General features: G+C 44.3%; 13 protein-coding genes. 1 reads left to right on the forward strand and 12 read right to left on the reverse strand.

Going from position 1 to position 14,580, the window contains the following annotated elements; translation table 11 throughout:
* Nucleotides 1–7: 7 nt before the first annotated feature.
* The 10 genes from ACSQ8P_RS21530 to ACSQ8P_RS21575 all read right to left on the reverse strand — a co-directional run bounded on the left by ACSQ8P_RS21530 (nucleotide 8) and on the right by ACSQ8P_RS21575 (nucleotide 10,992).
* On the reverse strand, nucleotides 8–1,207 hold the full coding sequence (locus ACSQ8P_RS21530) for an S-layer homology domain-containing protein (RefSeq protein ID WP_436237054.1): 1,200 nt from the start codon (nucleotides 1,205–1,207) through the stop codon (nucleotides 8–10).
* A complete protein-coding gene (locus tag ACSQ8P_RS21535; protein ID WP_436237055.1) occupies nucleotides 1,208–2,278 on the reverse strand; it encodes a type IV pilus twitching motility protein PilT in 1,071 nt (356 codons plus the stop codon). It lies immediately after the preceding gene.
* A 30-nt stretch (nucleotides 2,279–2,308) separates the two neighbouring features.
* On the reverse strand, nucleotides 2,309–3,007 hold the full coding sequence (locus ACSQ8P_RS21540) for a hypothetical protein (RefSeq protein WP_436237056.1): 699 nt from the start codon (nucleotides 3,005–3,007) through the stop codon (nucleotides 2,309–2,311).
* A gap of 14 nt (nucleotides 3,008–3,021) precedes the next feature.
* Nucleotides 3,022–3,633 (reverse strand): hypothetical protein, encoded by a 612-nt coding sequence (locus ACSQ8P_RS21545; RefSeq protein ID WP_436237057.1) that lies wholly within the window; start codon nucleotides 3,631–3,633, stop codon nucleotides 3,022–3,024.
* Nucleotides 3,634–3,638: 5 nt separating this feature from the next.
* The gene (pilM, locus tag ACSQ8P_RS21550; protein WP_436237058.1) at nucleotides 3,639–4,637 is read right to left on the reverse strand and encodes a type IV pilus biogenesis protein PilM; all 999 of its coding nucleotides are present in this window, start codon (nucleotides 4,635–4,637) and stop codon (nucleotides 3,639–3,641) included.
* Nucleotides 4,638–4,708: 71 nt separating this feature from the next.
* Nucleotides 4,709–5,392, reverse strand: a complete 684-nt coding sequence (locus tag ACSQ8P_RS21555; RefSeq protein ID WP_436237059.1) for a prepilin-type N-terminal cleavage/methylation domain-containing protein — start codon at nucleotides 5,390–5,392, stop codon at nucleotides 4,709–4,711.
* Nucleotides 5,393–5,427: 35 nt separating this feature from the next.
* The gene (locus ACSQ8P_RS21560) at nucleotides 5,428–6,651 is read right to left on the reverse strand and encodes a type II secretion system F family protein (protein ID WP_436237060.1); all 1,224 of its coding nucleotides are present in this window, start codon (nucleotides 6,649–6,651) and stop codon (nucleotides 5,428–5,430) included.
* A 30-nt stretch (nucleotides 6,652–6,681) separates the two neighbouring features.
* Entirely contained in the window at nucleotides 6,682–8,412 is a 1,731-nt protein-coding gene (locus ACSQ8P_RS21565; protein ID WP_436237061.1) for a GspE/PulE family protein, read from the reverse strand.
* 57 nt (nucleotides 8,413–8,469) lie between these two features.
* On the reverse strand, nucleotides 8,470–9,459 hold the full coding sequence (locus ACSQ8P_RS21570; RefSeq protein ID WP_436237062.1) for a VanW family protein: 990 nt from the start codon (nucleotides 9,457–9,459) through the stop codon (nucleotides 8,470–8,472).
* Nucleotides 9,460–10,146: 687 nt separating this feature from the next.
* Nucleotides 10,147–10,992 carry a LuxR C-terminal-related transcriptional regulator gene (locus ACSQ8P_RS21575; RefSeq protein ID WP_436237063.1) on the reverse strand — a complete coding sequence of 282 codons (846 nt, stop codon included), beginning with the start codon at nucleotides 10,990–10,992 and terminating at the stop codon, nucleotides 10,147–10,149.
* A gap of 502 nt (nucleotides 10,993–11,494) precedes the next feature.
* Here ACSQ8P_RS21575 and ACSQ8P_RS21580 point away from each other — a divergent pair.
* A complete protein-coding gene (locus tag ACSQ8P_RS21580) occupies nucleotides 11,495–11,986 on the forward strand; it encodes a cysteine dioxygenase (RefSeq protein WP_436237064.1) in 492 nt (163 codons plus the stop codon).
* Between the two features lie 64 nt (nucleotides 11,987–12,050).
* On the opposite strand, the gene ACSQ8P_RS21585 is transcribed toward ACSQ8P_RS21580, so the two are convergent.
* Together ACSQ8P_RS21585 and ACSQ8P_RS21590 are read right to left on the reverse strand one after the other, a co-directional pair.
* A complete protein-coding gene (locus tag ACSQ8P_RS21585) occupies nucleotides 12,051–13,433 on the reverse strand; it encodes a glycine--tRNA ligase (RefSeq protein ID WP_173110287.1) in 1,383 nt (460 codons plus the stop codon).
* 344 nt (nucleotides 13,434–13,777) lie between these two features.
* A complete protein-coding gene (locus ACSQ8P_RS21590; protein ID WP_436237065.1) occupies nucleotides 13,778–14,575 on the reverse strand; it encodes a carbon-nitrogen family hydrolase in 798 nt (265 codons plus the stop codon).
* Between the last annotated feature and the right edge of the window lie 5 nt (nucleotides 14,576–14,580).

The following is a 14,580-nucleotide window of genomic DNA, read 5'->3' on the forward strand; positions in this document are numbered from 1 at the left end:
CTCCTTTCTACACCAAATGAATGATTCTCGAGATGACCTTGAAAGCTTCAGCACGAGTGAGTGACCCTTGCGGTCTGAACGAACCATCTTCATAACCGCCGACTATACCTGCATGTATCACATTCTGAAGTGATGCTTTATTTCCGTCTGTTAAACTTCCGATATCCGTGAATTCACCAGTGCCCGCTCCACCCTTAACGGCATACTTTTGTAAAATGCGATCAACGAGACCAACCATTTCAATACGTGTAATGGGTAAATCCGGAGAAAAGTTCAAATCTACTGGTTTCAAATCCAGCAATCCCATGGCTTGCGCAGAAGCAACCATGCTAGTTGACCAATGTTTACCCATGTCCTCGTAGCCTTTTACAGGTGTTTGAACCGTTTCAATCCCTAGTGCTTTAACAACAAGTGTTACAAATTCTGCCTTCGAAAGCGTACGATTCGGACGTATCGTGTGATCTTCGTACCCATCGATAATCGATTTCTGCATAAGATCAAGGATGTCATCTTTTGCCCAGTGGGTTAGTGCATCACTTGGAATCGCGCTTATGGCCGTTTGTTTCCATGTACGCAGCGTTGGCACGGTATCTGGCATGTCTGGTAATTTCTTAACCGAACCAAGAGTTGGTGCAATGGCGCGATCAGGATCCTGAAAAACGATACCATATACGTTAATTAAGCCATTCGATGATACCTTTGTACTGCCATCTCGAGCTGCCTCTGCATCCGTAGGGATGTTAGCCCAAGGTACTTTGCCTAGGTATGCTTTGACTCGATAGGACTCTTGGGAGGCGCTTTCAAAGTACAAACGTGTCGTCTCTTCGACGTCAGTGGCATGGAAATCAAGTTTACCAGACACATCTACGCCGATTTCATCCCAGAACACGAGTAAATCATTGTAATCACGCGCGATAGCTCCCGTCCATATTTTCACATGTGCGCCAGAAGTATCTACATTTGTAACAACAGCATAAGGTTCTTTGGAAATAATCATGCCGACCTGCCAACCTGCTGGTGAAAGCTTCATATTATCGTATTGTTGGCTACGAGCTTCATTATCGAGCCCTTTCAATACTGCAAATGGATTACTCGCTTGCACACTAACTGCCGTATTGACTGCAGCTTCGCTCGCAAGAACGGCGCTTGGTGACAGAATGGATAAGACAAGTAGTGCAGTTACGAGCGCATGTTTATTGGTTTTCATTTAATCTTCTCCTAAGGTCATCTCATATTCTTTGATCGCATCACGGTGGATAATGCCTTCCTCTACTAATTGTTTCAAGCTGGAAACCATCGTTTGCATACCGATTTGACGATTCGTTTGAATGACCGATTTGATTTGATAAATCTTCTCTTGCCGAATTAAGTTGGCTACAGCCGGTGTATTAATTAATATTTCCAGCGCCATTGCCCTTCCTCGTCCATCCATACGCGGTACTAATCGTTGGGATAAGACACTGATGAGTACAGATGCAAGTTGTACGCGAATTTGTCTTTGTTGCTCTGTTGGAAAAACATCGATAATCCGATCGACGGTTTGAGGAGCATCCGGGGTATGAAGTGTCGCGAGGACAAGGTGACCTGTTTCCGCAGCCGTAATGGCTGTCTTAATCGTTTCCAAATCCCGCATCTCACCAACTAGAATGACATCAGGATCTTGACGTAATGCAGCACGCAACCCGTTTGAGAACGTTAAGGTATCAATACCAATTTCACGTTGTGCCACTAGACAATTTTTACTTGGATGAATATACTCGATCGGATCTTCCAACGTAATAATATGTTTCTTCTGAGTTTCATTAATGAAATCGATAATGGAAGCAAGCGTCGTTGACTTGCCGCTACCTGTAGGACCTGTTACTAGAACCAGACCTTGATGCTTACGTGCAAATTCCTGAACCAAATCAGGCAAATTTAAACTAAAAAGGGAGGGCACTGTCGTCGACAAGACACGAAAAACCATATTTATATGTCGTTTTTGCTTAAATACATTGCCCCGATAACGAGAAAGACCTGGCAGCTCGAACGAAAAGTCAACTTCCCCCTTTTTAGACAACGTTTCATATTGTTCCTTCGTTAAGATTTCTTTCGCCATCCGATGAGTATCATCAGGAGAAAGAACGGAATCAACCACCTTCATCAACTTCCCATGTAGCCGCATAAGTGGCTCTGTCGTTGCATTAATGTGCAAGTCAGAAGCCTTCGATTCGTAAGAAACACGCAGCAGATCTTTCAGTGATAAGGTGTCAGACGTCGTTGGTGAACTCATACTCATCGTATTTCCTCCTGTATGTACATGGTTTTATTAATAGACTGGATTAGACTTACCAGCAGGCTTCGTATAAGGAACAGGAAGCGGATTCTTGAAAAACTTCTGTAAACCAGGCGCATAATACGAAACTAAGGAAACATTCACTGTAATTTCTCTTTTGAGCGCGTTTAACTTCACAGGTGCCCCGCCTTTCACCGCAAATGTCAACTTATCCACCTGCATCAAACGATTCGTCGTTTGCAGTTCGTCTAGAAAACGGTGGATCTGTTGATAATCTCCTTTAGCTGTCGTGTTGAGCTTGATTGGAATGGCTAGTGATAGCATTGATTGTGCAGCAGGAGCTGGTGTTGTACTCCCATTCGCGGCCGATGGGCTAACAGGCGCTTTGAGCGTAACATCTGCTGCCTTGCCTATTTCAAAGTTATAGCTAGCTACTGGCATTTTCGTGATAACCTCTAACATCCGAACCTCACGTATGAGTCCTTCTACATCTGGTGATTCTGGGACACGAACTCGCGTTCTGGAGAGACTGACTTGCTCCGCAGCACCAACTGCACCACCGCCTGCAGCTCTTTTGTTTAAGGCATCTAACTCTTGTTTTTTCTGTATCAGAAGACTCGTTTTGGTTTCCTTTTCACTTTGCAGAGGTGAAATGAAATTGATATACACCATTACCAGCGCCAATGCCAGGATGAAAGCGACGATGATTTGATTTCTTTTACTGCTGAGCATGCTCATACGTTCGATCAACCTTTCTTGTTGGCATCGGACTTGTATTGAATTTCGAAAGTCGCTTGTATAACAGGCAAAGGTAGATCGGTAACTACCGCTGCATTTTTATCTTCTTGCGCCGATACCACTTTGTTCATCCCACTGCTAGAAATTAATGTAAATGAGCTTGATGCTTTCGTCGCTTGCATGAATGTAATGATATCTTCGCTTGTAGCAAAATTACCTGTCACCTTGAGCTTGTTACCTTCTCCGAAGGAGAGAGAGGTTAAATTTGAAGTAAGAGGCATTAGGGCAGAAAGTTTATCCAATACATCTGTCGCTAAAGGCTTACTTGCGATGAGTTGTTTCGGCAATGCTATGAAATCGGCAACTGCCCCCGCAGTTGGAGAGCCAGCAATTTTCGCTTGACTTTCTTTAATTTGAAGGTTCACTTGCTCTAATGCCTTGTTCGTCTTTTTTAATTCTGACTTAGCGCTTGTATACATCCATCCCATGCCACCTACGGCCAGTACAATGGCCGTCATAAAGACATATCGTAGTAATGGACTGGGTCCAGTTTGTTCTTCGTGCCGCATTTGCAGCAAGTTAATTTCGATGGACTGTAGCTTCTGTACGCCTGCACTCATCGTCCTTAAGCTCCTTTCATCGCCAGTCCAACTGGAACCGCGTATGCTTGACATGTCGTATCTTCATCTTTCAGAATGGCTGGCAATGGAAACGATGTGATTTCTCCTGTAAAGGCACTTTCAAGATGCTCAGGGAGTGTAGTAATCCATTCATGATCGCCAACCAAATAAACAAGCTCGACATGCTTTTGATCTGTGGACACGGTATATTGGAAATAATTCAAAACTCGACCAAGTTCCATGGATAGATTACGCGCATAAGCAGCAAGCTGATCCGTCCCTGTATCTAAGAAGAAACTCGTATTAATTTGAATGGAACGGAAAAATACAGGAATGCCATCCACGAATATGCTTACATCCGCATGATCTGGCTCGACATGCAGCAGCATGAATCGTTCCTTCATCGCGGAGCCAGTTAATTTGCTATGACGTACCAACATACGATGAAGAGCTAGCGGTGCCAAATCAACGGCTACTGGCACTAACCCTGATTGCTTGACGACGTGTGCATAGCTTTCAACCACCTCGCCAGGTGTCGCAAAGATGAGAACTTCCTCTTGTGCCGACGACTTGGAGGATTTCACAACACCTTCCGAAGTAGCTGCAGCTTCATCTTTTGGGGCTCCTAGTCGAACAAAATCAAACACCGGATTTTTGAAAGGCAATTGCTGTCCCCCATGTAATTCAACGTCGATCATGTTACGTAATGCTTTATCTTTTAAGGCCGAAAAAACGGATTTACGGAGTACCACATTGGATAGTGGCACCGTCACATTGATATGTGCACCTTGTAACCCAATTTGCTTCACTAGGGTTGAGATACGCGCAATGACCGAATCTTCGTCCACGAATTTTCCGTGTTTAATACTGCCTCTATCCAGCGCAATGGAATGACGCTGTGTCAGGGTAACCTGGCCATTCACGTTCATAATTTCAACCAGCTTCGCTTCTGTATCCGAAATTTGCATGCCGTATGTATACTTGCTCGTTTTCTTTGCGAACATTGCGGTGACTCCTCTCGGTTATGCATAAGGGATAAGGGGCGCGCCGCTAAGCGGCGCGCTTGGTGGACTTACTATGGAGTAGGTGCAGTTGGAGTACCGGATTCTACAACATATCCTGCAAGTTCAATGTTAGATTCTAAAGTCGCGTCCAAATACTTTTGAGTGCCGCCTTTTAGCGTTACGGAGTAAGTGAAATTGTTGTTAGCATCTTTTGCAACTAATACATATGAATCTGCCATACTACCAGTTCCTCTAGGAGTAGTTGCGGTAGCCGCTGTTGTTGCAGTTCCTGCATCGTAAGTATTAGGCTTATTGGATGGGTCTTTAGGAATATTTTCTAAATAGCCACTTGTATTCAGATCGGTTAAAGTTAACACAAACGTTGTACTAGTTCCTGCCAAAGTAACGCCTTCATTCGATACATAAAGTCGTGCAGCGTCAATCGCCATGTGTGCGTTTGAACGATGCGCATTAATTCTTGTTTTCTCTAGAATCGAACCGATTGAAGGAATAGCGATAGCTGCAATAATCGCGATAATTACGATAACAGCTAGCAACTCGATGAGCGTCAAACCTTTTTCATTTTTCATTGCCTCGCGGAAAGACATTTTAGGAGCTTTAAATCCTTCTTTTTGATTGTTTTCCAATGCCAATGCGTTCATTTCATTCCCACCTCTAGGTTTATTTTGGTTATGTACTTGCTCTTGCCAAACTGGTATTACATTATGTTGTAATGCTAGTAAAACCGCCGACATGTTTGTCTATCACCTCCTTTCAAGCCGGTCGGTAGTTATCCTAGGAAATTATCGTACATTTTGAACATTGGACTCATGATCGCTGCTACAATCACACCAACAATGCTGGAGATAAATAGCAGCATAAGTGGTTCAATCACCGCCTTTAGTCGGTCTACGCTCTGATCGACATCCGCTTCAAAGAAATCAGCGATCTTCGCTAGCATATTATCAACTTGACCTGTTTCCTCTCCAATGATCAGCATCTGCACGACCATCTTGGGGAAAATGCCACTTTTCTGAATCGGCTCCGATAGCATTTTACCTTGCTGCAAACTGTCTTTCGCATCTCGGAGGACCTTGGCAATCACCCGATTGCCAACTACTTTCGCCGTTACATCCAGTGCCTGTAAGACAGGCACCGCACTTACGAATAGCGAGGACATCGTACGCGTCATGCGAGCAACCGCAGCTTTTTTGAGAATAATACCAAATACCGGTATCTTAAACTTGATCGTATCGATCCAGTACTTCCCTTCCTCACTCGAAGCAAAGCTCCGATACAGGACTATGATTCCAATCACGCCAGCCAAGAACATCCACCAATAATGGACGATCGCATCACTTGAACTCATGACAAATTTGGTAATAAGCGGCAACTCTGAGCCTTGCTCTAGAAACATATCCGCAAAGGTTGGGACAATTTTCAAGAGCAGGAAGATGACGACGACGATGGCGATGACCAGAACAACAATCGGGTACGTCATGGCTGATTTCACCTTCTGAACCGTTTTATGCTCTTTCTCGTAATGCTCTGCCATCCGCTCCAGGACTTCGTCCAAATTACCACCGGTTTCACCTGAAGCCATCATATTAACGAACATATCGGGAAACACTTTCGGATGTTCGCCCATCCCTTTTGATAAGGGGTGCCCGCTTCTGATTTGCTCTGAAATATCACCTAAGGCCGCTTTCAAATATTTGGAGGTCGATTGATCTTCCAAAATCGAAACAGCTTGGTCAATTTGTATCCCGGCTCGGATCAACGTAGCGAATTGCCGGCAGAAGATGACGAAGTCTTCTAGCTTGACTGCCCTTCCGATATGAATCTCCAGATCCATCGTTGTCTTCCGCTGCTCTTGGATGCTGCGAATCGTAATCCCGCGTCCTCGCAACTCCGTAATCGCCAGCTGTTTGTTCTGCGCTTTCACCATCCCTTTCAGCTTCTTACCGCTTTCATTGACGGCTTCATACGTAAAGTTCGCCAAGTTAAAGTTCACCCCCATTCATAGCCTTCTTTAGATCAGCTGCTATTCGTCTGCCACGGCTTTCAACACTTCTTCGATTGTGGTATGTCCTTGGCGGATCTTGAGCAAGCCGTCGTAGAGCATATTTTTAAAACCATTTTTCATCAAATGCTGCTCCAACTCGCTAACCGGTCGATTCTGCACAATTAGGCTGCGCAGCGGTTCATCGACAACTAACAGCTCATGCACGGCGATACGACCTCTGTAACCTGTTTTATTGCATGTTCCGCAGCCTTTGCCCCTCGTTACCATAACCGGTTTATCCATGGCTTTCGGCGAAGTCATCGGTATCACGACACCTGTTCCAGTTCCAGCCAGTTGTTGTTCATTGCCACTTAACAGCCCATGCGTTTCTAGCAGCTTCATTTCATCCTCTCTGGCAGGTACCTGTGCAGCACATTCACGACAAACGCGTCGTACTAATCGCTGTGCCACGATACAGGAGAGCGAGGAAGCAATGAGATAGGAATCAATTCCCATATCGACAAGTCGGCTAATCGTACTAACTGCACTGTTCGTATGGATGGTACTTAACACCAAGTGACCAGTAAGGGATGCACGTACCGCAATTTCAGCTGTCTCTGCATCCCGGACCTCACCGACCATGACAATGTTCGGATCTTGCCTGAGAATGGATCGTAAACCAGAAGCGAAAGTTAGCCCAATCTGCGAGTTCACCTGTACTTGCGTTACACCATTCATGCGATACTCAACTGGATCCTCAACCGTAATGATTTTGACATCATCCCCATTTAATTGTCCCAGGGCTGAATAAAGTGTTGATGTTTTCCCACTTCCCGTAGGTCCCGAGATCAACAAGATCCCATTCGGCTTCTGAATCATTTTGTCGAATTTCACCAAATTCGCATCACTTAGTCCCAATTCGGCGATTTTTTTAACACCTGCCGATTGATCTAGGATCCGAAGAACGATACTTTCACCATGAACTGTCGGCAATGTCGAAACCCGTATATCAATCCGACGGTTATCCACCTGCATCTGGATTCGACCATCCTGAGGAAGTCGTCTTTCCGCGATGTTCAACTTTGCTATGATTTTCAATCTCGCCGTCAACACGCCTTGCATATGCTTCGGCAGCGCTTTCTCCGTTCGAAGCACACCATCGATGCGATACTTCACGATCAGCTGTTTCTCTTGAGGATCAACATGAATGTCGGACGCCCTCTGTTGCACAGCGGATTGAATGATTTGGTTGACCAGCTTTACGATCGGTGATCCTTGATCATTCGCTTCGGTTTCCTCATCTTTGATCTCGATTTTATCCAAGTCGACCATCAGTTCATCGACTGATTCTTTCATCCCATAATTTTTCGTAATGGCTTGTTCGACCTCAGACCGAATCGCAATGACTGGCTGCACACTCATGTTCGTCGCCATTCGAATTTCTTCAATGGCCCCATAGTTCAACGGATCAACCATGGCAACTTTGATTTTGCCATTCTTACGTTCAATCGGGATCACACAGTGCTTGCGAGCAAGCGTTTCTGGAATGAGCTGAACCGTTTGCATATCAAGCTGTGTCTCAAACATATTAACAACCGGAAACCCTAACTGAAATTCCAGCACTTCAACCAGTTGTCTTTCTGTGATCAACCCTTTATCGATGAGAATCTCACCGATCTTCTTCCTCGTGTGCACTTGCTGCTTCAGCCCTTGTTCAAGCTGATCCTCTGTGATGAGTCCGTTCATTACAAATAATTCACCTATGCGCATTGGGGGGTCCTCCCTTCTGTTAATAGAGTACGTGACGGATCTGTGCAATTACATGATTTACGGTGATTTAAGCTCTTCCGCCGTTGGCGCCTTCGCAATGACAATTGGATGCGGTGCGTAGTAATCTTTATATATCAACTCGTTCTTGCCATCATTCTTCTCATCTGCGAACACCTTGACTAGAAGTCCTGATTGACCTTCACTACGTTTATCACCTTGACCGGCCAGTGTAAAATCTGTAAGTACAATGCTCTCTGGTGCGAATACTTCTTTACTAACCGTAATTTTCGGAGCTTTCCATTCCGCTTTCGGCTTCCCATTGAACGTAACGACAGGCGTTTCACCGTTGTAAATCACGCCTACTGTAATCGGAACACCTAATGAATTATTGAAAGTTAAATCTTTCTGTTCACCTTGAAAATCAACATCAAAACCAGCAGGTGCATAGGCGGGATTGTCTTGATGCGTATAGCGCTCACCAACTTGCATCCCGGCACGCAGTGCAGCTTCATACAATAAGGATGCTACATGCGATAACTCATCTGCCTTCTTCTCAGGTACTTTGCCTTTACTGATCTCGGTCAACCAAGCTTGATAAGAGAATAGCTTCCCTGGTTCAATCTTGATCAATCCCGCCTGCTCCAGCCATCCCTTCTCATTCGCACTTACAGCGACAATACTCTGTGCTTGCGATATGACTTGCATACCAGATGTTGAAGTCTTGTCCGCTGATGTTGCTGCTGGTGTACTTAAAGGAGTACTTGCAGGAACAGATGTCGGCGATGCCGAAGCCGTTGCCGTTGCCGTTGATGCCGGTTTAACCGATGGCTTCGCATTTTCTTTGTCCACGCTAGCTGCAAGAGCAGTTCCTTTCGTTGAAGCATGATCCGTGTCTTTCCAGAACATCAAGCTTTCTAGTTTGTGCTCTGAATTCCACTCAATGAACCCTGCCGCCGATAATCCATATACACTTCCAGAACCGACGACGCCTAGAAGAAGAATCCATTTAATAGGCTGCAGGATCAAGGCCCTTCTTCTTTGTCTCATAGCCAACCGTCCCTCAAAGCTCGACATTTTCCCTCCCGTTTCGGTGGGATGCCTCAAATATAGACGGTAATTTCTGTAGAGCAAATCATACATATTTATTAATTCAAATGACCTAATGCATGAACTATAATTCTTAAGCCACGTTAGCCACTCTGACGCTATTTTATAGGGAATTCAATCTAATTGGGGGGATCGGCAGGGGGCTCAAGTCGGGACTTCATGAACGAAGTCGTACTTAGGAAGCGGTTTCATGTAGTTCTTTCGAAGCGCCTATTGACCTTTCAAATTTCATTGCTTCTATATATCACTTGCATATGTATCTGATCGAACGCGCTTTTTCAGCAAATTGCTTAAAAAATGGGTCTTCCTCGTATATTCCTAGGCGAACATTCGATTCTACTTTTAGGCAAAATGTGGCCATTCCAAAGCATGTAAGGGATTTTTTAGCCTGTTCCTCAAAGAAAACCCGAGTTTATTCGAACCGCACTTACCTTTTCACTGCTGATTCTGTCATGAAGATAGTCGCTCCTATCGATGAGCATGCAAAAAAAGCCCCAATCCCCACAAACATCGTGTGAGATTGAAGCTTTTTTTCTACAAAATTGAACAATTTTTCAGCTTACTACGTCAATATGTATAAACTATATTACTTATGTAATGCATATGTATGACTTGATACTTTCAACATTAGATGGCGCCAAGAACACTAAGAATCAATGATGCTTTGGAATTGACTTTCAACTTGCGATTGATCTTCGTTACATAGACACGCACAGTATTCTCACTAATCCCCAAGACCTTGCCAATTTGCTTATAATCGTAATCGAGCAGCCAATACGTCGCGACTTCCTTCTCACGCAGCGTCAGCTTGAAAGCTTTCAATCGTTCTTCCAGCATTTCCTCGACAAACCATGTTTTACTTTGCAATTCTGTCTTTCTGAGCTCATATTCAAGCAGAAGTGCAATTGATTTGATACATGGATACATAAATGGTGCTGAAATGTACTGAAAGGCAGTCAAAACTAAGTAACCCATGATCTGATTGTCAGCTGTTTGTATCGGAACGCACATCGTCACCCAGTTGTGCATCGTATCCAGATAATGATCCTCACCACTTATCCAAACAGGGCGCTGAAGATCAATGGCTGCTGAAACCGCATTCGTCCCCGCACTTGATAGGGATAACGAAGATCCAATTCCGATATTGTTCAAATTCGCGGCTTGCAGGATCGATCGTTCGTCCCCATTAATCGTTAAAATGACCCCATGATTATCCGTTACCATCAATAAATTAGGAAAGTAGAAGGTGTTCGTCTTCAGATGTGCTTGCCGAAGGATGACATCCATGAGTACTTGGTTTTTAGCTAGTAGCCGTTCCATCATCTTACCTTGCACGCGAAACCTCACGCGTGTCGAATCTCTTTGAACGCCATTAAGAAATGATTTCTCGTGTAGCTTGGCTATCTCCGCTTGTGAGATGCCCACTCTCTCTGTGAATTCATGCATTTGCGTCTCTTCAGCTAATCCTTTCATCAATCCCACTCCCTATCCCTATGTAACCTTGAAATAAATAGCATCCATGCTGTGAGTAGAATTTAAAATTTTTGTCGTATACCGTCGCCCTAGCTTCACAACCTTTACAAAATTATGTATTTTTCGCGCATGTGACACTAACTATAAGGCTCAAATCGAATGCTTGAAATAGTGCAAAGGTAGTAATTCTAAGAAGATAGTATACTTGCACTACAAAAAGACAGCGTTTGCATAGTTAACTCCATGAATAAGGATTTCTGGCATGTGCCATTCGTAGGATATATACGAAACTAGTGGCCTGTTTTAGAAGGATCCCTGTAATTCGCTAAGAAATTCGTCTTACTCTCTATCACCAGTGAATGTCGCTGTTAATACCCACTCAAAAATTGTATCAATTATCCCTAACCCTTTCGGAACCAAAGGCATATTATATAAAAAAAACTTATCCATTCCCAAATTAATTTTGATAAAGAGGCAAGAATGCCTAGGAGGTGAGATGCCAATGACACTCATCAGAGCAATTGAACAGACATTCTGTAAGTTGCACACACCAACCATAGAACAGTTGAAAGAGGCGCTTCAATCGATAGAGCGAAATCTAATTTCCATATCTGATTTCAAGACTGAGCCCAATCAACTACCCTATGGCAGAAACGTGGTGTTCAGTTCACCTTTTCTGGAAGTTATCGTCATTCACATTCCCGCGTCACGTGCTACAGCGATTCATAACCACGGCTTGTCCATAGGCGCTGCTTATCTAGTTTCAGGATCCTTAGTGAATTCAACCTTCGCTTTAGATACTGATGGATATCCGGTTGCTCTTAAGGATGACTTCATCCAAGCGGGGGAATATTTCACTGCCCCAGCCGAGCAAATTCACCAGTTAAGCAATCCATTTCATGAACCCGCCATTTCGATCCATGTCTATACACCGCCGCTGCGTGAAGTTCGACGTTACTTACCCTACAGTGAAGTCTTAGACTATGTAATCTAACGAAAAACCCCTTGTAAGCTAGCGTCAGTAGACGTGCTTACAAGGGGTTTTCTATTAGCCAAGATTAGAATTGAAGTGCATTTTCGATAAAGGCTTTCAACTCGGAAATTGGCATACGTGTTTGTTCCATCGTATCACGATCGCGAACCGTTACTTGACCATCTGTCTCGGACTCGAAATCGTATGTGATACAGAATGGCGTACCGATCTCATCGTGACGACGGTATCTTTTACCAATCGAACCTGTATCATCGTAATCGACCATGAAGTGCTTTGCAAGATCTGCGAATACAGCCTGTGCACCTTCACTCAATTTCTTGGAAAGTGGGAAAATCGCTGCTTTCATTGGTGCCAATGCTGGGTGGAAGTGAAGAACCGTACGGCTGTCGTCACCCTCAAGCTTTTGTTCTTCGAACGCATCAATTAGAAGCGCCAACGTCACACGATCTGCCCCAAGGGAAGGCTCGATGCAATAAGGAACATAACGCTCATTCGTTTCTTGATCAATATAGTTGAAATCTTCTCCTGAATGCGCCATGTGCTGTTTCAAATCGTAGTCCGTACGATCCGCGATACCCCATAGCTCGCCCCAACCAAACGGGAATTTGTATTCGATATCCGTTGTTGCATTACTATAATGAGACAACTCATCGTCATTATGATCACGAAGACGAAGATTATCAGCTTTGGCACCCAGGGAAAGCAACCAGTTATGGCAGAAGCTTCTCCAGTACTCGAACCATTTCAAATCTTCACCTGGCTTACAGAAGAACTCAAGCTCCATTTGTTCGAATTCACGTGTACGGAACGTAAAGTTACCTGGCGTGATTTCATTACGGAAGCTTTTTCCGATTTGACCGATACCAAATGGCAGCTTTTTACGCATCGTACGTTGTGCGTTTTTGAAGTTTACGAAGATCCCTTGCGCTGTTTCAGGGCGAAGATAAACAACGTTAGAGCTTGCTTCTGTTACGCCTTGGAACGTTTTGAACATCAGGTTGAACTGACGAATATCTGTGAAATCCTTGCTTCCGCAATCTGGACATACAATATTGTGTTCCACAATCAGCTTCATCATGTCATCGAACGTCATACCATCAACAATGATTTCGATATCCTTCTCAGCCAGCTTGTTTTCGATCAATTTATCCGCGCGGTGACGGGCTTTACAGCTTTTGCAATCGATCATCGGATCGTTGAAGTTTCCTACGTGACCAGATGCCACCCATGCTTGCGGGTTCATCAAGATGGCTGCGTCTAATCCTACGTTATACGGGGATTCTTGAATGAATTTTTTCCACCATGCGCGTTTAATGTTGTTCTTCAGTTCAACGCCTAATGGACCGTAATCCCACGTATTTGCCAAACCGCCATAAATTTCTGAACCTGGAAAAACAAATCCTCTGTGCTTCGCTAACGCGACAACTTGCTCCATCGTTACACTCATTGTTCAATCGCTCCTTAAGCTCTAGTTAGTGGGACTTCGCCCGATGACAACCGTTTGGACATGAGCAGACATCAAAAAAGCTCAACATCCAAAGGCATCAAATAATGCCTAGGGACGAGAGCTTTAGCACCCGCGGTTCCACCCTAGTTGATACACCTAAATGAGCATGTATCCCCTTTATCGTATAGGCTCCGGATAGCCGTTTCCTTGACCTTCATTCTGGGCTTTCACCATCCCCAGCTCGCTGAACATGAAGTCCTTCAAGTACTATTCATCCTTCACAGCCATAATTGATGATTCAATTGGTCTTAGTTTACAGAATATCGTTGCAAAAATCAATCTCCCTAATACAAATGGGGGCGACGATCTTCAAAAACAGGGATTTTACCACGTACTCGCACGACTTCTTCTAAATCAATCGTCGCTCGGAGGATCGCTTCGCTCTCGTCACCTTCAACAAGCACCTCGCCCCAAGGGTCGATAACCATCGAGTGACCGAAGAAATTCGTCGTACCGCTCGTCCCAACACGATTGCAAGAAACTACATACATTTGATTTTCAATGGCGCGTGCCATAAGAAGCGTACGCCAGTGGTGCAGACGTGGATGCGGCCATTCTGCAGGCACGAATAAAATTCGTGCTCCGTCTAAAGCCAATTTACGTGACAGCTCTGGAAAACGAATATCATAACAAATCATCGCCCCAGCTGGAACCCCTTCAAGATCAAACAAGCCAAGTTGCTCACCACTGTGCAAAAATTTCTCCTCATCCATGAGTCGGAATAGATGGATTTTGGAATACTCTGCGATCTCGTTACCTTCACGATCCCATGCATAAATCGTGTTCAGCACACGATCATCTTTCTTATCTGCAATCGATCCTCCAATAATGTTCACGTGATGAGTTCGAGCAAAACTGCTCAAAAACGCTTTCGTCCGTTCCCCATTCACATCAGCAAGTTGATGAATTTCAGTTAGTGCATAGCCAGTATTCCACATCTCAGGAAAAATGATGACGTCTGGCTTCTGTACCGCTTCAACGGCTTCCAAAAGCAACTTCTCTAAATGAGTGAAATTCGCATCCGGATTCCCGATTGTAATATCCATTTGAATGAGAGCAACATTAAGTAATTGTGAAGACATGTCAA

Source organism: Paenibacillus sp. LjRoot153, from assembly GCF_964253085.1.
Taxonomy (GTDB): domain Bacteria; phylum Bacillota; class Bacilli; order Paenibacillales; family NBRC-103111; genus Paenibacillus_E.